Origin of the sequence: Rhizobium sp. WYCCWR 11152 (genome assembly GCF_013087615.1) — a bacterium.
Classification (GTDB): Bacteria; Pseudomonadota; Alphaproteobacteria; order Rhizobiales; family Rhizobiaceae; genus Rhizobium; species Rhizobium indicum.
Map to the genome: position 1 here is coordinate 57597 of NZ_JABFCP010000024.1, position 22719 is coordinate 80315.

22 protein-coding genes are annotated in these 22719 nt (G+C 59.4%); 6 read left to right on the plus strand and 16 right to left on the minus strand.

What is annotated here, in order from left to right:
• From G9X67_RS30690 to G9X67_RS30720, 7 genes are all read right to left on the minus strand, one after another.
• Window positions 1-702: a ribulose-phosphate 3-epimerase gene (locus G9X67_RS30690; RefSeq protein WP_138388889.1), complete on the minus strand. Its 702-nt coding sequence runs from the start codon at window positions 700-702 to the stop codon at window positions 1-3.
• A gap of 4 nt (window positions 703-706) precedes the next feature.
• Entirely contained in the window at window positions 707-1516 is an 810-nt protein-coding gene (locus G9X67_RS30695) for an alpha/beta hydrolase (RefSeq protein ID WP_171600400.1), read from the minus strand.
• Window positions 1513-2358, minus strand: coding sequence for a sugar phosphate isomerase/epimerase (locus G9X67_RS30700; RefSeq protein ID WP_171600401.1), 846 nt, complete (start codon window positions 2356-2358; stop codon window positions 1513-1515). The genes G9X67_RS30695 and G9X67_RS30700 overlap by 4 nt, the downstream gene beginning before the upstream one ends.
• Window positions 2358-3434, minus strand: a complete 1077-nt coding sequence (locus G9X67_RS30705; RefSeq protein ID WP_171600402.1) for a Gfo/Idh/MocA family oxidoreductase — start codon at window positions 3432-3434, stop codon at window positions 2358-2360. Before G9X67_RS30705 ends, G9X67_RS30700 begins: the two co-directional genes overlap by 1 nt.
• A gap of 135 nt (window positions 3435-3569) precedes the next feature.
• Entirely contained in the window at window positions 3570-4715 is a 1146-nt protein-coding gene (gene ugpC / locus G9X67_RS30710) for a sn-glycerol-3-phosphate ABC transporter ATP-binding protein UgpC (RefSeq protein WP_018480621.1), read from the minus strand.
• A 340-nt stretch (window positions 4716-5055) separates the two neighbouring features.
• On the minus strand, window positions 5056-5997 hold the full coding sequence (locus G9X67_RS30715; protein WP_171600403.1) for a PfkB family carbohydrate kinase: 942 nt from the start codon (window positions 5995-5997) through the stop codon (window positions 5056-5058).
• A gap of 3 nt (window positions 5998-6000) precedes the next feature.
• Window positions 6001-6801 (minus strand): class I fructose-bisphosphate aldolase, encoded by an 801-nt coding sequence (locus tag G9X67_RS30720; RefSeq protein ID WP_171600404.1) that lies wholly within the window; start codon window positions 6799-6801, stop codon window positions 6001-6003.
• Between the two features lie 245 nt (window positions 6802-7046).
• Between G9X67_RS30720 and G9X67_RS30725 the strand changes: the two genes are divergently transcribed.
• Window positions 7047-7808 (plus strand): DeoR/GlpR family DNA-binding transcription regulator, encoded by a 762-nt coding sequence (locus G9X67_RS30725; protein WP_003550157.1) that lies wholly within the window; start codon window positions 7047-7049, stop codon window positions 7806-7808.
• A 92-nt stretch (window positions 7809-7900) separates the two neighbouring features.
• Here the strand turns inward: G9X67_RS30725 and G9X67_RS30730 are convergent, their stop codons facing one another.
• Complete coding sequence (locus G9X67_RS30730; protein ID WP_171600405.1) at window positions 7901-8719, minus strand: sugar phosphate isomerase/epimerase; 819 nt, start codon at window positions 8717-8719, stop codon at window positions 7901-7903.
• Between the two features lie 275 nt (window positions 8720-8994).
• Here G9X67_RS30730 and G9X67_RS30735 point away from each other — a divergent pair, with 275 nt between their 5' ends.
• Window positions 8995-10143 (plus strand): Gfo/Idh/MocA family oxidoreductase, encoded by a 1149-nt coding sequence (locus G9X67_RS30735; protein ID WP_171600406.1) that lies wholly within the window; start codon window positions 8995-8997, stop codon window positions 10141-10143.
• Window positions 10140-11075 carry an alpha/beta hydrolase gene (locus tag G9X67_RS30740; protein ID WP_171600407.1) on the plus strand — a complete coding sequence of 312 codons (936 nt, stop codon included), beginning with the start codon at window positions 10140-10142 and terminating at the stop codon, window positions 11073-11075. The genes G9X67_RS30735 and G9X67_RS30740 overlap by 4 nt, the downstream gene beginning before the upstream one ends.
• A 19-nt stretch (window positions 11076-11094) precedes the next feature.
• Here the strand turns inward: G9X67_RS30740 and G9X67_RS30745 are convergent, their stop codons facing one another.
• Entirely contained in the window at window positions 11095-12129 is a 1035-nt protein-coding gene (locus G9X67_RS30745) for a LacI family DNA-binding transcriptional regulator (RefSeq protein ID WP_171600408.1), read from the minus strand.
• Window positions 12130-12703: 574 nt separating this feature from the next.
• Between G9X67_RS30745 and G9X67_RS30750 the strand changes: the two genes are divergently transcribed.
• The 3 genes from G9X67_RS30750 to G9X67_RS30760 all read left to right on the plus strand — a co-directional run bounded on the left by G9X67_RS30750 (window position 12704) and on the right by G9X67_RS30760 (window position 15829).
• Window positions 12704-13951: a sugar ABC transporter substrate-binding protein gene (locus G9X67_RS30750; RefSeq protein WP_064655552.1), complete on the plus strand. Its 1248-nt coding sequence runs from the start codon at window positions 12704-12706 to the stop codon at window positions 13949-13951.
• Window positions 13952-14039: 88 nt separating this feature from the next.
• Complete coding sequence (locus G9X67_RS30755) at window positions 14040-14978, plus strand: sugar ABC transporter permease (RefSeq protein WP_171600409.1); 939 nt, start codon at window positions 14040-14042, stop codon at window positions 14976-14978.
• 5 nt (window positions 14979-14983) lie between these two features.
• Complete coding sequence (locus tag G9X67_RS30760) at window positions 14984-15829, plus strand: carbohydrate ABC transporter permease (protein WP_171600410.1); 846 nt, start codon at window positions 14984-14986, stop codon at window positions 15827-15829.
• On the opposite strand, the gene G9X67_RS30765 is transcribed toward G9X67_RS30760, so the two are convergent.
• The 7 genes from G9X67_RS30765 to ugpB form a co-directional block, all read right to left on the minus strand.
• Window positions 15787-16632: an HAD-IIB family hydrolase gene (locus G9X67_RS30765; RefSeq protein ID WP_138388875.1), complete on the minus strand. Its 846-nt coding sequence runs from the start codon at window positions 16630-16632 to the stop codon at window positions 15787-15789. The genes G9X67_RS30760 and G9X67_RS30765 overlap by 43 nt on opposite strands.
• The gene (locus G9X67_RS30770) at window positions 16629-17414 is read right to left on the minus strand and encodes a DeoR/GlpR family DNA-binding transcription regulator (RefSeq protein WP_138388874.1); all 786 of its coding nucleotides are present in this window, start codon (window positions 17412-17414) and stop codon (window positions 16629-16631) included. The genes G9X67_RS30765 and G9X67_RS30770 overlap by 4 nt, the downstream gene beginning before the upstream one ends.
• Window positions 17415-17423: 9 nt before the next feature.
• Window positions 17424-18173 carry a glycerophosphoryl diester phosphodiesterase gene (locus G9X67_RS30775; RefSeq protein ID WP_138388873.1) on the minus strand — a complete coding sequence of 250 codons (750 nt, stop codon included), beginning with the start codon at window positions 18171-18173 and terminating at the stop codon, window positions 17424-17426.
• A gap of 54 nt (window positions 18174-18227) precedes the next feature.
• A complete protein-coding gene (locus G9X67_RS30780) occupies window positions 18228-19274 on the minus strand; it encodes a sn-glycerol-3-phosphate import ATP-binding protein UgpC (RefSeq protein WP_138388872.1) in 1047 nt (348 codons plus the stop codon).
• A 1-nt stretch (window position 19275) separates the two neighbouring features.
• Entirely contained in the window at window positions 19276-20124 is an 849-nt protein-coding gene (gene ugpE / locus G9X67_RS30785) for a sn-glycerol-3-phosphate ABC transporter permease UgpE (RefSeq protein ID WP_138388871.1), read from the minus strand.
• Window positions 20125-20136: 12 nt separating this feature from the next.
• Window positions 20137-21021 carry a sn-glycerol-3-phosphate ABC transporter permease UgpA gene (gene ugpA, locus G9X67_RS30790; RefSeq protein ID WP_138388870.1) on the minus strand — a complete coding sequence of 295 codons (885 nt, stop codon included), beginning with the start codon at window positions 21019-21021 and terminating at the stop codon, window positions 20137-20139.
• Window positions 21022-21086: 65 nt separating this feature from the next.
• Window positions 21087-22409, minus strand: a complete 1323-nt coding sequence (gene ugpB / locus G9X67_RS30795; protein WP_138388869.1) for a sn-glycerol-3-phosphate ABC transporter substrate-binding protein UgpB — start codon at window positions 22407-22409, stop codon at window positions 21087-21089.
• Window positions 22410-22719: the final 310 nt, after the last annotated feature.

Genomic DNA, 22719 nt, shown 5'->3' on the forward strand with positions numbered 1-22719 from the left:
CTAGAGTGCGCGCACCCATGCCATCCGCTCGTCGAGCGATGGCGCATTGAAAGCCAGGGAACCGAGGACGACCGTCTCCGCGCCCGACTGGCGCAGAAGCGGCACGGTGTGCTCGCGAATACCGCCGTCGGCCGCCAGCACGATCCGATGCGCTGCACCGCAGCCGCCAATGATTTGCTTTGCCTGCTGAAGCCGCGCTCCGGCTTTTTCGTCGAGACCCTGGCCCTTCACGCCGATCGCCGTGCCGAGCAGCGTCACAAAGCGCAGCCGGGAAGCATATTTCTCGACGCGTTCGACAGGGGTGTCGACCTTGAGCACCATGCCGGCGGCCACACCGCGGCGATCGAGAAGATCGAGCGCCTCGGCGGCGACGCTTTCGTTTTCAAAATGAAGACTGATCAGGTCGCTGCCCGCATCGGCGAACTGCTCGATCTGCGACAGGAGGATGCTGTCGGCGACCATCAGGTGAACATGGATCGGGCGCGAAGACACTTTGCGCACGCCGGCAACAAGATCAGGGAAAAACAACATTGCCGGCGCGAAATGGCCATCGGCGACATCGATATGGAGGATGTCGACGTGAGGATCGACACGCGCCAGATCGTCCGCCAGATGCACGAGATCGGCCGACCAGACGGAGAATTCGGCAATCAGGCGATCTTTCGGAAGATCGGCGATCCAGGTTTTGGAGGGGGTCGTCATTGTTTCAGAGCTCCTTCAGAAAATTGCCCATGGCAAGCCGGAAGTCGGCAACGTATTGCGGGCGGCTCTCGGTCTTCGATGTGATCTGCACCAAACGCGCGCCGGCAATCCGCTCGGCAAGAGCATGCGCATGGCCAAGAGGATGAATGCTGTCCCGATCATGGCCGATAACCAGCGTCGGTACGGTGAGATTGCCGACGTCCTCGTCGGTCACATCAGGACCGTCATTGGAAATCCTGGTGAGCAGTTCGGCGGTCACATCCAAAGGCGTGCGGGAGAAAAAGCCGGCAAGCGAGGCCAGATTGTCCGGCGCCTCGGCGGCGAGCCGCACGCCCACCGGCCCGGCCAGGAATGCTGTCTTTGCGTCATTCGGCGGCAGATTTTTCAGAAGATGCCCGACTTCGGCGTTGGGTGCCATATTCTCCGGCGCGGATGCCGTCAGCCAGGCCGGCCTTGCGATGATCAGAGCCTTGACAAGATCGGGGCGCTTGACCGCCAGACGCAAAGCGATCGCCGCGCCCATCGAGATGCCGCCGATCACGATCGGCGACGTAAGGTTTTTTTCGATATAGGCGGCGATATCATCGCAGAAGGTCGCGATCGACAGTTGCTCCAGTTTGCCGGCTTGGGAATGGCCGTGCCCGCGCGCTTCGATCGTGATCCGGCGAAACCCCGCGCCGAGCGGAAAGACTTCATCGGTCTGCGCCGCGTCGCCGCATAAGCCGTGCTGGAAGATTATGGACGCGCCCTCGCCCGCCATATCGACGTTGAGAATGGCCCCGTCGCTGGTTTCGAACGGCTGCGCCCGTCTCATCTGCCAGCCTCCGCAGAATTACCGTCGAGGTTATTCTTCAGGAAGGTTGCGACACTGGCCGCCTCCGAGGCCGAAAGACCATGCGTGACAAGACTGCCCTTAAAGCCGATCGCCTTGAGACGGCCGAGATAATGCCCATAGTCGAGGACGCCCTTGCCGGCGGTCGCGAAACTACCGTCGGGATTGCGATCTTTCGCATGCGCCATGACGATCCGATCGGCCAGAAGGTCGATGGCGGAAGAGACGATGCTCCGCTGTTCATGCATCGTCGCGACCTCGAAGAGATTGGCCGGATCGAGCACGATCTTGATGCGGGGGCTCTTTAGTGCCGCGATCAGCCGATAGGCCTTCTCAGCCGAGTTGACGACATTGGCAAGCTCGGGCTCGATGCCGAGATCCACATCGTAGCGCTCGGCGATCTCGATGGCCGCGCCCATGGCGTCGAGGAGATCCCGCCAGGCCTCCGGCGTGTCGTTGTCGGCATGCGCCTTCCACTGGTCGATGGGGTCGCGTGTGCCGGTGCAAAGCGTGATCAGAGCCGTCGACATGCCGGCGCAGCGTTCGGCCAGCGTTGCCAGTCTGCGAAGGCCGGCCTCGCGGACGGCGGGATCCGGATGGATCATGTTGAAGGTGCCCGAAATGGCGACGATCTCGACGCCGCTTTCGCCCGCCGCTTCAGCAACCGAGCGGGCCTGGGCTTCGGTAATCGTCTCCGGCATCGGCGCAAGGCCCGAGCAGGCCATATTATATTGTGTGCAGGTGAACCCGGCGCCAGCGACCGCATTGAGAACGGTCAAGGGTTCCGTTCCCTCGAAGGTCTTTGCGAAGATGCCGAGCTTCATCACACCCCACCCGTGACGTCGGACAGCGCAACCGCCTTGCCGCTTTCGACGGAGCGCGCAACGGCGACCATGGCGCGGACGGATGCCAGACCATCATCGATGTCGGCGCCTTCCATCACCGCGCCATCCAGAATGGTGCGGGCGAAGCCTTCGACCTGACGGCGATAAAAATGGCCGTCGGCACCGAGAACGCGATGGGTGGCTCCGTCCGCTTCCCGGAAAATGTCCACCTCGCTGGTCTTGTAGTACCATGGGTTATAGGTCTTGCCCAAAATGCTGCCGTTCTTGCCGTAGATCTGGAAGCCTTCGTGCCAGTCCATGCGCACCTGGACGGTGAGATCGAGATGGCCGAGCGTGCCGGAGGCAAATTCCACGTCCACGAACCAGCACCAGATGCCGGCTCGCTCGGACAGACGAGCGTTGACCGAAACAATGTCGCCGGCGAAATAACGTGCCGTGTCGATCAGATGGCAACCGTGCGCAAGCATATAGTAGCGCCGCAGGTCGGCTTTCGGATTGGCGGAGGGCTTCTTCGCATTGGCGCTGGTGACGATCAGCGGCTGGACCGCATCGGTCATCGGATAGCGGTGCGTGCTGTCGCAATACCATGCTTTGAGAGCGACCATCTCGCCCATTTCATCGCGGATGAAGGATTTGGCAGCTTGGAGCCCCGCGTCGAAACGCTTCATATGCCCGACCTGAAACACCTTTCCCGACGTGTCGACCACAGCCTTCAGTTCGAGGCATTCCTCGATAGTGACACCGACGGGTTTTTCGCACAGGACATGTTTGCCCGCCTGAAGGGCGCGAATGGAAGCCGGGACATGAAAGGCGTCGGCGGTCGCGATGACCACGGCATCGAGGTCGGGATCGGCCAGCATCTTGTCGTAGTCGCCATAGGTTTTTTCCGCCCCGTGGGTGATTGCCATACGTTCGCGGAGATCCTCGGCAACGTCGCAAATCGCATAAAGGTCGGCATTGGCTGCCTTCGTGCAGCTCTCGAAGTGCGCGGCCTGGGCAATCTGGCCGGCTCCCAATACGCCGATGCGGAGACGTCGTTCCTGTTTTGCTGGCATCGATAAGCCCTTTAAGTCGGATACTGAAGATGAACGCTGGTTTCGGCGTCGGATGGAATGCTTTCAAGACATCAAACGTCGCCGACGTCTTCTGGCCGGGCCGCGACGAGCGCCTGCCGGCTCTCCCTCGTCACTTCACAGCGCCATATGCGTTTGAGGGTGGAAAAAGTGCAGTTTCGCCGGGTCGATGGCCAGATCGATCGATTGGCCTGTCTCGACCGCGCTGACTGCTTCGAACCGCGCGACAGCATTGGCGGCCCCGCTCAGGTCCTCGACGGCATCGGGGTCGCCTGAGTCGATGCGGACCGCGTCGATCTTCAAATGCACGATCAGCTCGGACCCAAGCTCCTCGATCGATTTCACGACAACGGGGATCGTCGGATGGGAGGCGCCAGACGGCAACCGGCTGTCGTAGAGGTCCTCGGGCCTGACCCCAAAGATCACATCCTTTCCCTCGAATGCGGATAGACCGGGAGCGCGCTCGAAGGCGCCGCCGGACAAGGGAATGGAGAAGCCCGGCAGATGGATCCGTCCACTCGCCAGACGCCCTTCGAAAAGGTTCATCGAAGGCGAGCCGATAAAGCCGGCGACAAACGCATTGACCGGGCGGTGATAGAGAGCCTTGGGCGTATCCACCTGCTGCAGCACGCCGCCCTTCAGCACCGCAACCCGATCGCCCATGGTCAGCGCTTCGGTCTGATCATGGGTCACGTAGATCGTCGTCACGCCCAGCTGTCTCTGCAGGCTGGCGATCTCTGCCCGCATCTGAACACGCAGCTTCGCATCGAGGTTCGAGAGCGGTTCGTCCATGAGGAATGCCGCGGGCTCGCGGACCATGGCGCGGCCCATCGCAACACGCTGGCGCTGGCCGCCGGAAAGCTGTGCGGGCTTGTTGCCCAGCAAGGGCTCCAGCTGCAGGATCTTGGCGATCTCGTGCACGCGCTTGGTACGTTCGGCCTTGTTCTTTCCGGCCAACTTCATCGAAAAGGCGATGTTGTCGAACACAGTCATGTGCGGATAAAGCGCATAGCTCTGAAAGACCATGGCAATGTCCCGGTCCTTGGGCGCGAGATCCACGACGTCCTGACCGCCGATGCTCAATGTTCCGCTGCTGATTTCCTCGAGCCCGGCAATCATGCGCAGAGCGGTCGATTTTCCGCATCCGGACGGCCCGACCAGAATCAGAAACTCGCCATCATGGATCGTCAGGCTCAGATCCTTGATCGCATGGTAGCTGTTTCCATAGGTCTTGCAGATTTTGTCGAGTACAACCACAGCCACGTCTCGTCCTCCCGTACCAGTCCAGATCATATCTTCAGACGGCGCTCCCCGCCGTCTCCGATCCTTTTGACAAGAAAGCTCAGGCCTGAGCTTCAAAGTCAACCAAAGAATCGAGGATAGTTCGCCGCAGATTACCAGCAGTTCCTAATACCTATTTGAAAAATATCGATCTTTTACAAGAAATTAAAAATAAACTGCGGAATTATATTTTTTATCGCGCGTAACTTTTATGATCAAAGTTGCCGCTGTTGAGAGATCGCTCAAAGCGATTCAATGACACGTCAGCCGTGAGGCTCTGCTCGGGCAGTCGACCGGTGCTGGCACCCATCGCCGCCCGCGCTCATTTTTGGCATCCCGGCATCGGCATCGGCACAGGCGCATTCTCCGCCGCCATCCATGCCAGGCACATCAGGTGATCCGGCAGGCCTCTGCGCCCTCCCCGTGCGGTCACGGAAATGGCGGCCGCCGCCGTGGCATAGGCAGTGCAATCAAGCGGGCTCTTACCCCTAGCGAGAGCAAGAGAGTAGGCACCGTGAAAGCAATCACCGGCGCCGGTCGTGTCGACCGCCTGAACCTGATAGGCCGGTACATGCCAGCGGGTGGCATCGCCGCTCTGGCGGAGGTAGGTCCCTCGTTCGCCATCAGTCAGGACAACCGCGGACCGATCCCCGGACCAGAGTTTGTCCAGGATCATCGTGGGATCACCCTCGCCGGTGTACTCCCGCCCGAAGGCAAGCGGCAGCACCAGATGATCGGCAAAAGCCAGGATCCGGTCGGTCGCGGCGCCCACCGTCCATTCAATATCGGCAATCACGGCCAGACCCAGGGCGCGTGCGCGCGCCACGACACTTTCGGAGTGCGTGGCATAGCCGTCGATCAGCAGTACCGGGGCCTGCATCAGAACGTCGTCGGGCAGCGCATCCGACGTGCCGTGCAGCACATCGTCGTCATAAGCGATGAACCGGTCGCCGTCGGGACCAACCGTGATCACGGAGCGGATCGGCGCGGCATCCGCGTGGCGGGGAGCCAGCGATATGTCGACACCGTCCCGCTCGAGCTCGCTGCCCGCCACGTCGGCCGTTGGCTCATCACCGAGCCAGCCGATGAAGCCGGCCTGCCCGCCGAGCCGGGCGACGGCAACAAGGGCCGTCGCCACGTTGCCGCCATGGTCCGTGGTGCGCTTCGTCACTTTCCCCTTGCCGGCCGTCAGCCCCCGATCGACATAAATGATGTCATCGATTGCCAGAGCGCCGAAGCCCAGAACCTGGAAAGGGCGCGACACGTCTCAAGCACCGGCCGCCGCCAGCGCATCCTCAGGCGCCATCCCGTTGTGAATGACGAACTTGAAGGCGCGCGCGGCCATGGTGGTATCGCCGTGACCCCAAAGATTGCGACCGACGACCGCGCCTTTGGCTCCAGCGCGCAATGCTTCCGAGGTCTGGACGAGCGCTCCGAGCAGCGTATCGGTCTTCGGGCCGCCGGCGATCACGACCGGGATCGGGCAAGTCGCAACGGTCTCGCGGAAGGACTCGAAATCGCCGGTGTAGCCGACCTTGATCACGTCGACGCCGGCCTCGAAGCCGATGCGCACCGCATAGGCAATCTCATCCGGGGTGAATACGATCTTGCCGCCATCTGTGAAATCGCGGGGATAGACATGGGCAACGACCGGCATTTCGAAGCGGGCGGCGGCGTTGACCGTATCGGTGAGCCAGCGGATATACTCTCCTTCGGTGGCGCCGCGCACGGGAATGGCGACAGCCAGAGCGTCCGCACCATAACGCACCGCGTCTTCCGGGGTCGCGATGAGCTGACGAATACGGTCGTCGGCGGTGAAGCAACCGCCCTGGATGACCAGCGCTGCCTTTCCGGCATATTCCGACCAGAGGTGGCGCGCCGCGCCGGGCTGAATGCTGATGTAGTCGGGGCCTCCCGCCATGACGCGTCTGAGCGCACCCGGCAGGTCGGCAAGCCCGCCCTCACGCACATTGCCATAACCGACAAAATGATCGACGGCGCCGCCGAACAGATGCCCCGATGGGTTCGAGAACAGGCGTGCGAGGCGGACTTTGGTTCCGAGACCCATGGCGATACTTCCTTTGTGATTGCCGGCTTTGCGATTGCTGGCGCCGATGCTGGGGGAACCCTAACTCGAAAACAAACAAATATTCAATATTTCGATTTCTTTCGTTTTTACATGGATGATGAATTTTTGACGTGCATTTTCGTCATCATGCGGCTATTTTTGTAGCAAGAGCCGTAGGATAAGGCGGTGAACTTTCGTTTTTCAAAAGCCATATGATCGCAAAGGGCGACAGGTCGGGATCACATATGCTTGCAGAACAGAGGCGGCAGCAGATCATGCTGGAACTTCAACGGGTCGGCCAGGCACGCACCCGCCAGCTCGCGGAATTCTTCGAGGTATCGGAAGTGACGATCCGCTCCGATCTCGAAATCATGGACGCCAAAAAGCAGTTGATCAAAACGCATGGCGGGGCAATCGCCCTGCCGTCCGACTCTCCGGCAGCGGCCTTCGAGGAACGCATGCAACGCAATTTCGATGCGAAGCGACGCATCGCCCAGATGGCTGCGCGACAGATCATCGATAACCAGTCGATCGTCTTCGACAGCGGTTCGACGCTGTTGCAGGTGGCCATGCAGATGCCACCGGTCAACAACGTCGTGGTTGCGACCACGGCAATGAACATCGCCCAGCATCTGATGTACCGGCCAGGGCTCGACGTGCACATGATCGGCGGCCGCGTGTTTCCCAGCACCGTGAGCACGATCGTACAGGACTCCGACAAGGCGGTCGGCGGGCTCGTCGCCCACCAGGCCTTTGTCGGCGCCCACGCGATCGATCAGGCCTTCGATGTCGTCGATGTCTCCGAGGACGTGGCGCGGACCAAGCGCAACCTGGTTCGCATGGCCCGGCGTGTCGTCCTCGTGGCGGATTCGAGCAAATTTGACATCGGCGCCTCCTCCAAAGCCTTCTCGCTGTCACGCGTCGATCTGATCATCACGGATAGCAACATGCCGCACAGCATCCGTCACCGGTTGGACAAGCTGGGCGTGGAGGTTCGCTACGCGTGATCTGCAGTCCACCTGTCCATTTCAAAAGAGAGCCGGGAGAGGCTTTGGCGCGAGCCGAAGGCCCCGGCCGATGCCGGGGAAAGCGAGATGGGCTAAAATCCCAGACGTCGAAGCGTCTCGCGGTTCGCGCGAACGGCGGCGGAAGGATCGGTTCCGGCATGGTCCGATTCTTCTTCCACCACGATCCAGCCGATAAATTGCGGCGCATTGCGAACGGCCGAAATCACGGCAGGCACGTCGCAGACGCCTTCGCCGAGCATCGACCAGGTCCCGCCGGCGTCGACATCCTTCAGATGCACGTAACGGATCCGGTCCCGGTGGGCCGCCAGCGTGTCGCCGATCTGCTGGCCGCCACGCAGGATATGGCCGGTATCCGGCACCCAACCCACTTGTGGATCCAAGAGAGCAAACAGCTGATCATAGTCGTTCCGCGTGAACAGCAGCGTGTTGTGGTGCGAGGAAGGATGGACAGCTACAGTGACGCCAGCCGACTGTCCAATCTCGGTCGCACGATTGTAGCACGCGGCCGCAATGGCAAATTTCTCATCGCGTGGACCATCCGAGACAACCGTCGCCGATCCCATCGATACCATCGCACCGGGAAAGTTCGCCGCGAAATCCATCCATCGCCGCGCCGTTTCGAGATCGGAGGCAATCTTTTCCGCCACCGTGAAACCGCTGGCGGAGCCGAAGGCAAAGGAAACCAGCGCCAAGCCGGCATCCGTCAGGGTGCGGGCAAAGTCGGCAGGCTTGAGCGCGTAGTGACCGATCATCGTATCGGTGATTTCGAGACCGGCATATCCGCCATCGGCAATGGCGCGCACCAGATCATCCGGACCGCCGCCCCAACCCGTGCCCAGCATCTCCCAGGTGAATGTTTGGCAGCCGATCTGCGGCTCAGCATTTTTCATATCGCGGTCCTGACCTATTCATTGATGACAGCCGATACCGAAGCCGGCGGCTTCCCCGCGCGTGCAATCCTCGGGGGCTTCGCCGGCCTTGCCAAACCTCTTCCGCCTGGAGAGGCGGCCGAAGACTGGAACGACGGTCTCTTCAGCGGGGCGCCAGCGTCTTGCCATTACGTACGGTCAAATGTTACCGTGCGTCAATATATTTTATTCCTTGCGATTAAAATGTAACGCACCCTCAACCCTTCGCACCCGCAACGGCAAAATCAGGTTCTTCGATGACACAGACCAATGGCATGAAACTCAGGATCGGCGTTGTGGGATGCGGCAACATTTCGCTCGCCTATATGCGCAACGCGCCGCTGTTTCGCGGCGTCGAAATCATCGCCTGTGCAGACCTCAACGCAGACGCCGCCAAGCGCCGCGCAGCTGAGTTCGATCTGCGTGCGGCTGACGTCGATAGCCTCATCGACGACAGGAACATCGACCTCATCCTCAATCTGACGATCCCGGCCGCGCATTTTGACGTTTCGATGCGGGCGCTGTCGGCGGGCAAGCATGTCTTCACGGAGAAGCCGCTCGGAGTCACGGCCGCCGAAGGACGCCGGTTGGTGGATGCCGCCGCCGTAAAGGGCCTCATGCTCGGCTCGGCGCCAGACACGTTCCTGGGGGCGGCCGGACGCCATGCCCGGCGGCAGATGGAAGCCGGCGCCATCGGCAAGCCGGTGACCGGGACAGCCTTCATGATGGGGCGCGGCATGGAGCACTGGCATCCGGATCCCAGCTTTTATTACCAGGCCGGCGCCGGCCCGGTCATGGATATGGGGCCTTATTATCTGACGATGATGGTCAATCTGATGGGGCCGATCCGCCGTGTGCAGGCCGTCGCCACAAGCGGGCAGGAAGAGCGGCTCATCACGGCGGAGGGACCGAAGCAGGGCACCACGTTCAAGGTCGGCACGCCGACCAGCGTGCTGTCGTTGCTGGAATTCGATTGCGGTGCCACGGTCACCTTCGGCACCTCCTGGGACGTCTTCCGCCACTCCAATCACCCCATCGAGCTCCACGGGACCGAAGGCTCGCTGCGTCTGCCCGACCCCGACAATTTCGGCGGCTCCGTCGCGCTCTCCAGCCGCGGCGCGCCCTGGCAGGAAACGGATACATCAGGCGAACTCTTTGGCGCCGTCAACTGGCCGATCGCAGCGCCTGATCGCGCCAACTACCGCATGCTGGGCCTTGCCGATCTCGCACGCGCAATCATCGAGGGCCGTGCGCCGCGTGCTTCGGGCGATCTCGCTCTCCATGTGCTCGAAGTCATGGAAGCGATCCTGCGTGCCGGTGAAACCGGTGTCGTGCAGACCATTCCGGGTATTGTCGCGCATCCAAAAGAATTGCGGGAAGACGAAGCGAGGAGTTTGCTGGCATGACACGACTGGATGAATCCGCCAAACGTGCGCTTGCATGGCCTGGCGATCCGCAAACGCCGGTCGAAAGCTGCACGCCGGCGCTGGCGCGGCAGCAATATCTCGATAGTTTCGCAGACATTCAACGGCCGCTCGAAGACGTGGCCGAGATGTTGGAAAGGCATGTGGGCGCCATCAGGTTGAAGATATGGCGCGGCCGCGCAGCGCCGCGCCAGGGCGCACCGGCTCTGCTTTATCTACATGGCGGCGGCTTTGTGATCGGAGCACCGGAAACCCATGAGGACATCTGCCGGACGTTGGCCAATATGGCAGGCGCTGTCGTGGTTTCGCCCGACTATCGCCTGGCCCCGGAACATCCCTTTCCGGCAGCGATCGATGATTGCGCCGCCACACTCGTCTGGATGACCGATCAAGCCGATGCGCTCGGCATCGATCCGGCAAGAATTGTCGTCGCCGGCGACAGCGCCGGCGGCAATCTGGCCGCCGTCGTCGCCCTGCTGGCGCGGGACGGACAGGTGCCGGCTGTTATCGGACAGGTGCTGATCTATCCGGTGACCGACCAGTTGCAGACAAGCGATAGCTACTCACGTTACGAAGAGGGTTTCGGCCTGACGGCGGCGGCGATGAAATGGTTTCGAGACCACTATCTGCCGGACGCCGCGAGCCGGTCGGACTGGCGAGCCTCGCCGCTGAGCGCAGCATCGCTGGCGGGCGTGGCGCCGGCCCTGGTGATCCTTGCCGGATACGACGTGTTGTTCGACGAAGGGGCCGCTTATGCCGAGCGGCTTGGCACTGAGGCGAAGGCAACGACCCGGATCTGGCCTGGACAGATCCATGGCTTCGTATCGAAGCGACGGGCCATTCCGGAGGCGCAGGAGGCTCTCGAGGTTATTGCTATGGCATGGCGCGCCATGGATCCTGCGCTTGCCCGTTGAGGCGGGAACCCGCCCAGTCTCAAGCCGACTCGCGCATAACCAGCGTTGCCTCGAGGATCACCTTGTTCGTCGCAGGGGTGGTTCCATCATCCTCGCTTTCGATATGCGCCAGCAAAAGCTCCACGGATTTCGCGGCGATCTCAGGCGCGTTCTGGGCCATCGTCGTCAGCGACGGACAGGTATATCGGCTCAGCGGGTGATCGTCGTGCCCGGCAATGCGCACGTCGCACGCGTCGCTACGGCCGATTTTCAGTCCCGAAGCGAATGCGGCCGCCATCGCGCCGAAAGCGAAGCGGTCGTTGGCGCATAGCAGCGTTTTGCCCGGAAGACCGCCATTCGCAAGAATTCTCTGCATCTGCTCGTATCCGAGACGCTCGAATTCCCAGGAAGGTGGTGCGTCGCAATCGATGACCAACGGAGCATGCCCTTCCCTCGCCATGGTCGCGCGGTAGCCCGCCTGCCGTTCGCCGGCATTTTCGGTCATATGCGGAATTTCCAGGAAGATCGGCGGCTCACCGGACCGGCAGAGATATTGCACAATGGCTGCCATGCTTTGCGCGTTATCGTTGCCGACATAAGGAAGGTCGGCGTCGGCAGGATTGTCGAAGCAGACGACGGGTATGGCATCCCTCAGCCTTTCCAGCGCGGAACGGCGCGAACCGGCTCCGAGCGGCGCCACGATCGCACCCGCGACCTTCAGCGACAGCAAGGTCCGAACGGCCTCCGCCTCCAGCTCCGGCCGCGTGTGCGAAGAGATCTGGACAGGCCAGAATCCCTTTTCGCGCAACTCCAGCTCGATCAGCGACACGACCTGCACATAAAAGGGATCCGACATGGTCGGGACCAGAATCCCGATATTCCTGGTCCGCTTGCGATTGAGATGCCGGGCGAAAAGGTTCGGCTCGAAATGCGACTTCTTGAGAGCCGCCTCGATACGCTTGCGGGTCACCTCCTTGATCTGCGAGGGGTCATCGAAATATTTCGACAAGGTCGGACGCGATACGCCGGCGGCAGTCGCGAAGTCGTCCATCGATTTATAATTTTTCTTGGCCATTCAATTCCTTACTGGCGGGACGACGACAACTGATCGGGAACGATTTCACTCAACGGACGATCCTCTGATGCGCCAAATCATGCATTCGGCAATTTGTACAGGATGACCTTCGTATCCTGAATCGTCGAAAGTCACCGCGTAAGCCGGCGTGATCCGTCATTTTTGGTGCAGGCCCTGCCTTCCCTTTCGAAAATCGAAATAATGCCTTCACTGCGACTTGCGCCGTCTGCGCCGCGTGGTTGCGAAAGGTGCTTGTTTCAGCGCCCCAAATTCGAAAATTTGCAGTGAAGACGCCGGGTTCCACGCTTTTCATTTTGTTGGGTAAACTTTCATTTGTTTACGAAAGTAAAGAAAAAATGCGTCACAAGCAACACAAATGCTGCAGAAAAATGCCGATGATGTCAATCGGTTTTATTATTTTTTATCAATGATTTAACTCGACACACGCCGTGAATGCCGGCCTCCCATCTCTTCCCGATCGCAGTTCTTCATTGACAGATGGGGGCTTCAGGGAACCTACTTTGCCTACGATCTTGAGGAGGATCGATTAACTGACAATCTTTGGGAGGCACAGATGAATATCAGAAAATTCGGCGTGACGATGCGGGCTGCCGTGGCGGTATGGGCGCTCTGCGCCACATCGGCGTTTGCCGACACCACCATCGAGTTCATTCAATGGTGGGAACCCGAAATGCCGTCCGGCGCCTTGCGCGGCATCATGAACGATTTCGAAGCCAAAAATCCCGGCATCAAGGTGACGCTGGTCAGCGGTCCCTATGCCACGACGCGTGACCAGATCGTCGTCGGCGCCGCCTCGGGAACGCTCAGCGACGTGGTGGGCCTCGATGGTGCCTGGGTAAACGGGCTCTCCAAGCAGGGCGCGATCGCCTCCATGGACGAACTGATGGAGAAGGCGAAATACGACAAAAGCCAGATCACCGATATCGTCAAGGTCGATGGCAAGAGCGTGATGTTCCCGCTGGCATCCTTCGTCTATCCCGTCTTCGTGAACCTGGATATCGCCAAGGCGTCCGGCGTTGACAAGCTGCCGACGACGCGCACGGAATTTGCCGAAGCCGCGAAGAAAATGACCGACGCCTCGAAGAACCAATACGGCTGGGTCCTGCCGCTATCGCTGCAGTCTCCGAGCGGAATCCAGAACGACGTCATGTCCTGGGTCTGGGCCTCCGGCGCCTCGATGCTGAAGGACGGCAAGCCTGACCTCGAAAATGAAGCAGTCGTCGGCACGCTCGACTATATCGCTTCCCTCAACAAGGAAGGCGTTATTTCTCCCGGCATTTTTGCCAAGAAGGAACAGGACAAGGTCGAGGAATTCGTCAATGGCCGCGTCGGCATGATGGTGGATTCCCTCGCCCATGTGAACCTCATCCGCGAGCGTAATCCGAAGCTCAATTTCGGCATCTCCGCTTTGCCGGCCACGGACGGCTACACCGGCAAGCGCGGCATGCCCTATGCGTCCTGGGGCATCGGCATCAGCGAGGGCAGCCAGCACAAGGAAGAAGCCTGGAAGCTCGTCGAATACCTGATGAGCCCTGACGTCAACGGCCGTCTCGTCTCGATTGCCAATGCCTTCCCCGGCAACGTCCATGCCAAGCCGGACTTCGTGGCCTCGGACCCGATCTTCGCGGAAGCCTTCAAAATCTTCCAGAGCGGTTATCCTGCAAACGAATTCGTCGGCCTTCCGGTTGCCGAAGAGCTGATGCGCGACATGAACGTCGAAGTTCAGAAGATGTTCGACGGCGGGCAGTCAGCCAAGGAAGCAGCTGCCAATACCGAGAAGGCTTGGCTGGCGAAGTTCTAAGCAAGTCGCTTTCACGGATCACCGGCAGCGCAACCAGGCGCTGCCGGTGCAAGTCGTCAAATTTCGGCAGAATAGAAAGTCACAGCTCATGAATCATTCGGCTACGGCTCTGGTCGCTGCGCACCCCAAAGCGCGAAGAAAAGGATGGCTTCGTTACAGCACCCTGAGGAAGCTGGTGCCGTATTTCTACGTGTCGCCGGCGACCCTGCTGCTTGTCCTACTGATGCTGTTTCCCATGGTGATGGTCTTCAAATATTCACTGATGGACGGCGCCATCATGAAAAAGGACGCTGCCTTCGCGGGCGTCCAGAATTATATGACGATCTTCGAGAATCCGGTCTTCTGGCAGTCGGTCGTACAGACGCTTTATTTCACGATCATGAGCGTCGTCTTCCACTTCATCATCGGCCTGGCCTTTGCGCTGCTGTTGAACACCAACCGCGTCGATCCGCTTATTCGCAGCATCCTGCGTGTGCTCTTCATCCTGCCCTGGCTGTTTACCGCCGTCATCATCGCCATCATCTGGCGCCTGCTGCTCGACCCGAACGGCGTCGTCAACAGCGTGCTGATGGCGCTCCATATCATCAACTTCAAGGTCGAGTGGTTTTCGTCGACGCGCACCGCCATTCACGCTTTGACCTTTGCAAACATCTGGGCGGGTTATCCGCTTTACATGGTCAGCCTGCTCGCCGGCCTCCAGGGCATTTCGAAGGAGCTTTACGAGGCGGCCGGCATCGACGGCGCCAACGGACTCCAAAAGTTCTGGTACATCACCATTCCGCAGCTGATGCCGATCATCATCAGCATCGCGCTTCTCGATTTCATCTGGACGATGCAGGTTTTTCCGCTGGTATGGATGACGACGGGCGGCGGCCCGATCTATTCGACGGAAGTGCTCTCCACCTTCACCTACAAGCTCGCCTTCTCCCAATATGAATTCTCGCTGGCTTCGGCGAGCGCGATGATCATCCTCATCATCTCGATGAGCGTCACCTATTTCTACATCAAACACCAGCAGCGCAGGTGACCGCCATGGCAAAGCGTTCCTTCAAGAGCTCCCTATTGCCGACCATCCTGACCTATCTCGGTCTGGCGATCGGCCTGGTTTTTTCGGCTTTTCCGATCGTGTGGATGTTTTTCAGTTCGCTGAAATCGAATACCGAAATCTTCGCCCTTCCGCCGCGGCTGTTGCCGGATGATTTCACGGTGGCCGCCTATCTGACGATTTTCAACGATCCGGTGAAAGTGCGGTTCTTCATCAACAGCTACTTTGTCGCCGGCGTCGTCACCGGTCTGACCCTCCTCGTCGCGATCGTGACCGCCTACGGTTTCAGCCGTTATCAGTTCCGGTTCAAGAACACCTTGAACATCTTCATCATCAGCACCCAGACCGTTCCGCCGATTACCCTTCTCATTCCCTATTTCGGAATGGTGGTCGCCTTCAGGATCTTCGATACCTATCTGGCGCTGATCCTCACCTACATGGTCTTCACCCTGCCTTACGCCGTCCTTCTGATGACAGGCTATCTCAACACCTTGCCGAAAGAGTTGGACGAGGCCGTCCTGGTCGACGGCGGCTCGAGCTGGACGGCCCTATGGCGCGTCATCGTTCCGGTCTCCATCCCCGGGATCGTCGCCACCGCGGTCTACACCTTCCTGCTGGCGTGGAACGAATTCCTCTTTGCGCTGACGCTGACAAAGTCGATGGACCTCAGAACCGTTCCGATCGGCATCCAGCTTCTGATGGGCCAGCACGCCTTCGAATGGAACGAGATGATGGCGATGAGCGTGCTCGGTTCCCTTCCCCTTCTGGTCCTTTACCTGGTTGCTCAACGCTACTTCCTGGCAGGCATGACCGCCGGCTCAGTCAAAAGCTGATGAGACGTCTCAGAACCTGCGCCAGCCGCGTTCAAGATTGTTTGGGCAATATCGGCAAAGCCAAGCCCGGCGGGCTGCGAGGAGACCCATTTCGGCGCGTGTTGCAATTGTGAAAGAACCGGGATGATGTTGTTGACCCCGAAGGAGTTGCGGATAAAGCCAAACATCGGTGCATCATTTCGAGAGTCACCGACGAAGGCGGTCACAGCGGCTGTTTCATCGGGATCGACACCAAACATCTCGGTTAAAACGCGCTCGCTCATCGAGCGCTTGTTGTAATCACCGATCCAAGTGTTGATGTGAATGGAGCTGATCGCAACCGTTCCGCCAATGGCTTTTATACTGGATGCGAGATCCTCGACCTCACGCGGGTCGTGACCCTGAATATCGATCGCGACGTCCGCCAGCCGAAAGACCTGGTCGTGGGCAATTCTGAACGCCGCGCCCCTTCGCGAGACCAGCTCTTCGATTGCCTGGAGGTGCTGACGCTGGCGCTCGGTCTGGAGGGCGGCGTCCTCCCAATAGTCGAAGACGACTGCACCGTCCCGACGGGTGACACAATATGCGCCACTTTCGCCGATGACTGCGGCCACCGGCCAGGCACGAACGATATGTTCGCACCAACCGGCGGAGCCGCCCGTAACCGGCACGACGGCAATACCCGCCCGGCTGAGATCCCAGAGAGCTTCGTAGGTTTGCGGCAGAAGCTTGCCTTCGGTGGTCAGGGTATCGTCGATGTCGGTGAACAGGTAGCGCACATCCTGTAACTCACGAGCTGATGGCGCCAGGTCTACGTAGCTCATGTCATGTCCTCGCTGCATGTGACCACGTCCAAGCCGCTCTCGGCGAGGGCATTGATGGCGGCCGCTTCGCCAGGCAACCGATCGGTGTAAAAACGGGTGAGTTTGCTGAATGGCGCCACACGCACGGAAGCGTTTCGCGTCCACTTGCTGACGTCGGCGGCCAGAATCTGCGTTTGCGAATTCTCAAGGAGGGCATTGGTGATTTGGGCTTCGCTATAGCTGAAGTCCATCAGACCGTTGAGCGGGCTTAAAGCGCCTGCGCCGACGACTGCGTAAGTCGCATAGAATTTTTCGACGAACTTGATCACATCCGTGCCCACCACGTCGCGATCGTCGTGACGCAAAAGACCACCCGTCAAATGGACCTCGACACTCGGCGCGTCGCAAAGGCTCAAAGCGACGTGGATGTTGTTGGTGATCACCGTCAGACCCTGGTGATCACGCAACGCCTCTGCAACGAACCGAACCGTGCTGCCGATCCCCAGGAACACTGTCGCCTCTGCACCTATATCGGAAGCGACGCGCTTGGCGATCAGCCGCTTGGCCCGCCGATTGAGCTGGGCGCGGGCATTGAGCGAGATGTTGCTGCCCTCGACCGGTAGGTCGACGCCGCCGTGGAAGCGCCGCGCGTGCCCGAGATCGCATAATGCATTGATATCGCGGCGGATCGTCTGCGTCGTCAAATCGTACCGGCGCGCCAGCTCCTCGATGTACTGAACACCTTCCGCTTCGATCAGCGCGAGGATCTCACGTTGTCGGCTCGATATGATCCGCTGCCCCATCGCCGCTCCTTACGTGAGGTAGACACTGGGGTCGTCTGTTATCACACCGGTCAAACCAACATCCCAGAAAGATGCGAGCCGCCTGGGATCGTTGCAGGTCCACGCCCGCACCGAGATGCCGCGACGCACGGCCTCCTCGAGAAACCCGATACTCAGTGCCTTGTAGTCGAGATGGATGGTCTTTGCGGGAATCGACCGAAGGACATCCAGCCAATCCGCAGGCAACTTGCTCCACAGCATGGCGAGCTCGTAGCTTGGATCAATCTCGTGCATTCCCTTCAACGCAGCGGCATCAAAGCTCGAGATCATGATCTTGGTGTGCGCCGCCCGCGCCTTCAGATGTTGATCAACGACTTTGACCAGTTGGTCGAGTGACTTGTGATGGGCATGCTGCTTGATCTCGACATTGGCGTTGAGGCCGAGTTCGCCAAGCGCCGAAACAACGCGGGCCAGCGTTGGCAGTGGTTCACCTTTGAATTTAGGGCTGAACCATGAGCCCGCGTCGATGGCTTCGAGATCCGATGCGGTGAGGTCGGCAAGATTTCCCTTTGACGAGGAACAGCGATCGATAGAAACGTCGTGGATGACGACCGGCGTACCGTCGGCAAGAAGTGCAACGTCGAGTTCGACCCACTCCGCGCCTTGTTCAGCGGCCGCCCGGAAAGCGGCAATGGTATTCTCGGGCGCTATGGCAGAGGCGCCTCGATGCGCCTGAACTTCACTGCGTCTCGGGCCGGATCGCGGCTCTACGGTCGTCATCGTCTCATCACTTTCGTCGTCTTCTGGGTGGGATGGAGAAATAATAAACCGGAGTCAATCGGTGCGTTTTCCGGTATCGCTGTTGAAAGGGTGCATCGCGCCGACACGTGCGAAGACGTCGACATTTGCGTTCTCGGCAAAATCCGGACGCCCCGGTACGGTCAGGACGACCGTCTGCTGGCTCCCACCCAATCGCACATGCAGATGGCTTTCTCCCCCAATTGGCTCGAGCAACTCGACCGTTGCATTGAGACGAACGGAAGGCTCAACCGGCTTGGTGACGAGCAGCGCGTCTGGGCGAAGACCGACCATGTCGGTGCCGGCGGGCAATGCCAGGGCACTTTCGCTGTCGGCTGCCCTGAGGACGTCGATCGGCACAAGATTCATAGGCGGTGAGCCGATGAAGCTGGCGACAAACAAACTCGCCGGGCGATCGTAGACCGCCACGGGCGTGCCGACCTGTTCGACAAGTCCTCCGTTCATGACGACCAGCCGGTCTGCCAGCGTCATCGCTTCAAGCTGGTCATGGGTGACATAGATGCTGGTGGTCTTCAGGCGCCGTTGCAGCCGGCGTATTTCAACGCGCATCTGTACCCGCAATTTGGCATCGAGATTGGACAGAGGCTCATCGAAAAGGAAGGCGGCCGGCTCGCGAACGATGGCGCGCCCCATCGCAACACGCTGGCGTTGCCCGCCGGACAGTTCGCGAGGCTTACGATCCAACATCGGCCCGATTTCGAGGATCTCGGCCGCCTCCGCCACACGGCGGTTGATTTCCGCCCGTTCGGTGCCGCGATTTTTCAAACCATATTCGAGATTTCCGCGCACGGTCATATGCGGATAAAGCGCGTAATTTTGAAAGACCATGGCGATATCGCGGTCGGCGGGCTCTGCCTTGTTGACATTGCGGCCGGCAATCTCGACGTGGCCCTCGCTGATGGTTTCCAGCCCGGCAATCATGCGAAGCAAAGTTGACTTGCCACAGCCGGACGGGCCGACGAGCACGATGAGTTCGCCATCCGCAACAGACAGGTTGATGCCTTTGACCGCCGGAACGGCACCATAATTCTTCTTGACGTCGATGATGTTGATCGTTGCCATTTCATTTCTCCGTTTCGACCAGGCCTTTGACAAAAAGGCGTTGCATGGCGACGATGACGAGGACAGGTGGCAGGGCGGCCAGAATGACCGCTGCCATCACGAGGTTCCAGCGCGGCTCGGCATCGGCAACCGCTGCCATGCGCTGGATTCCCATCACGACGGTATAGAAGCTCTGGTCGGTCGTTATGATGAGCGGCCAGAGATACTGGTTCCAGCCGAGCACGAAGAGGATGATGAAGAGCGCCGCGATATTGGTGATCGACAGCGGCAGCAGAATATCGCGGAAGAACTTCATCGGCCCTGCTCCATCGACACGGGCAGCCTCCATCAGTTCGTCAGGGACTGTCAGAAAGAACTGACGAAACAGGAAGGTTGCGGTTGCCGATGCTATCAGCGGAATGATGAGGCCGCCGTAATTGTTCAGCATTCCAAGGTCGGCGACGACCTTATAGGTCGGCACGATGCGCACCTCGACCGGCAACATCAGGGTGATGAAGATCATCCAGAATGCCAAGGTCCGGAACGGAAACCGGAAATAGACGATGGCAAAGGCCGAAAGGATCGAAATGATGATCTTCCCGACGGCGACGCCAACCGCCATGATCAGCGAGTTGATCATCATCGGCCCGATCGGCGGCGCCCCTGAGCTTGTCATCCCGGATGACAGCATCGTCGAATAATTCTCGATGATGTGGCTACCTGGTGTCAGTGGTACGACGCCTGACAAGAAGTCGTTTGGGCCGTGGCTCGATGCGATGAAAGCCACGTAGACCGGAAAGACCACGATCGTGACGCCAATGATGAGGACAAGGTGCGCCAGGAAATTTAGGAAGGGGCGATTTTCAACCATCCTTGGGATTCCTCAATATTGCACGCGGCGTTCGATGAAGCGGAATTGGACCGCGGTCAGAGCGATGACGATCACCATGAGAATGACCGACTGCGCCGCCGACGAACCCAAATTCAGTCCGATGAAGCCGTCGAAATAGACCTTGTAGACAAGGATTTCCGTCGCGCGCGCCGGTCCGCCTTGGGTGGTCGCATGAATGATGCCGAACGTATCGAACATCGCGTAAACGATATTGATGACGATCAGATAGAAGGTCGTCGGTGAGATCAGCGGGAAGACGATCGTCCAGAAACGCTTCATCGGCCCGGCTCCGTCAATGGCCCCGGCTTCCTGAAGCGAGCGTGGGACGGATTGCAGCGCAGCCAAGAAAAACAAGAAGTTATAGGAAATCTGTTTCCACGTCGCCGCGATCACGATCAGAACCATGGCATCATCGGGATTGATCAGATGGTTCCAGTTGATCCCCATCGCTCGCAACATATACGCGACGATACCGATCGACGGATTGAACATGAACCACCAAAGAATGCCGGCGATCGCGGGGGCGACGGCATATGGCCAAATGAGCAAGGTCGAATAAATTCGAGAGGTGCGCAACACACGCATTGCCGCTGCAGCCAGGAGCAGCGCAATTGACGTTGATAGCACCGTCACGAGAATGGCGAAGATGAGCGTGTGGCCAAAGGCATTGATGTAGATCGGATCGGCGAAGAGCCGACGGTAGTTTTCGAACCAGACGAAGCTCGTTTTGAAACCGAAGGCGTCCTGGCGCAGGAAAGATTGCCAGAATGCAGTTGCCGCAGGCCAGAGGAAAAAGACCACCGTCACGAAAATTTGGGGAGCGATGAGCAGGTAAGGCAAAAGCTTGTTGGGAAATACGGTCCGTTTGGTTTGCATGGGCCCTCACACTGACGGATGGGAAACGGGGGCCGGTCTTTCACCAGCCCCCGTCGCGGAGCCCATTAGTTGGCGGACTGGAAATCGCGAAGCTGTTCGTTGCCTCGTGCGACCACGGAATCAACTGCTTCCTTCGCCGTCTTCTTCCCGCCCAGCAAGGTCGCAAACTCATCGTCGATGATGCCACGCACCTGGACGTAGTTGCCGAACCGGATGCCCTTGGAATTGTCGGTGGGTGTCACCCGCGTCAGCTGCTTAATACCGATATCTGCTCCGGGATTCTTCTCGTAATAGCCCTGATCCTGGCCCAGCTTATAGGCAGCCTCGGTTATCGGCAGGTAGCCCGAGAACTGATGCCAATCGGCTTGGACGTCCGGCTTCTGCAGGTAAGTGAAGAACTTCGCGACACCTTTGTATTCCTCTTCCGGGCGACCCTTCAGCGTCCAGAGCGTGGCGCCGCCGATAATCGAGTTGAGCGGCTGCGGAATAACGTCGTCATAGTAGGGAAGCGGCGCAAAACCGACCTTGAAAGCCTTTGCGTTGTTGATGACCCCTGCCCGACCGGCGGACGAGTTCATGTACATCGCGCATTCCTGAGAATAGAACATCGGAGGAGCGTTATCGCCGCCGCCAGGTCCTCCGAATTTGAAGAGCCCCTCGTCCTGCCACTTCTTCAGGTTGCCCCAATGGCGGATCGTGAGATCATTGTTGAAGGTGAATTCTGCGTCCAAGCCGCCAAAACCGTTGGCCTTTGTGGAATACGGCTTATCGTGCAGCGCATTCAGGTTCTCAGTCTGGATCCACGAGATCCAGGCGCTGGTGAAGCCGCATCTGGCTGCGCCGGACTTCATGATCGTCCGCGAAAAGGCTTCAACGTCCGCCCATGTTTTCGGCGGCGTCTCCGGATCAAGCCCCGCCTTCTTGAAGACATCCTTGTTGTAATACATGATCGGCGTCGAGGAATTGAACGGCAAGGACAGAACGTTGCCGCTGGTGTCCGAGTAGTAACCGACGACCGGAGCAATGAATTTGCTCTGGTCCCAGGCCTCCCCCTCATCCTTCATCAACTGGTAAACGGGATAGACCGCGCCCTGTGCTGCCATCATGGTGCCGGTGCCGACTTCGTAGACCTGCACGATTGCGGGCTGCTGGTTGGCGCGGAACGCAGCAATGGCGCCCGTCAGCGTCTCGTCATAAGTGCCTTTGAAGACCGGGACGATCTCGTAGTCAGATTGAGATGCGTTGAACCCCTTGGCGATCTGTTCAAGCTTCGCGCCATTCTCGCCGCCCATCGCGTGCCACCACTGGATCTTCGTGGCTGCCATTGCCGGAACGGATAACGATAGGCTGGTCAATCCTGCGGACAGGAAAAAAGCGATCTTGTTCATCCTCACTCCCACTTGTTGTCGGTCCGAAGCCTCCCGCTACGAACGTGAGCCCGATGGTAACAGGCGAGTTTCACTTTGCAAGAATGAAATGTTCAAATGAACATTTGATTGCCAGCCGCGACCGACGATCACCCGTGCTGGGTTGGCGCAATGCTGGCGACAGCCTCAGGTTCGAGGTGCGCTGTTCTTAGGTCGGGGATATGGACTAAGCGCCGTATAACTGGCCGCATGGGCTTGGTCGCCTTTGGGTGACAGCGCAAGCGTGAACGCCTCCATGGCGTTCACCGTTAACGGCCGTTGCTGCCCGGAT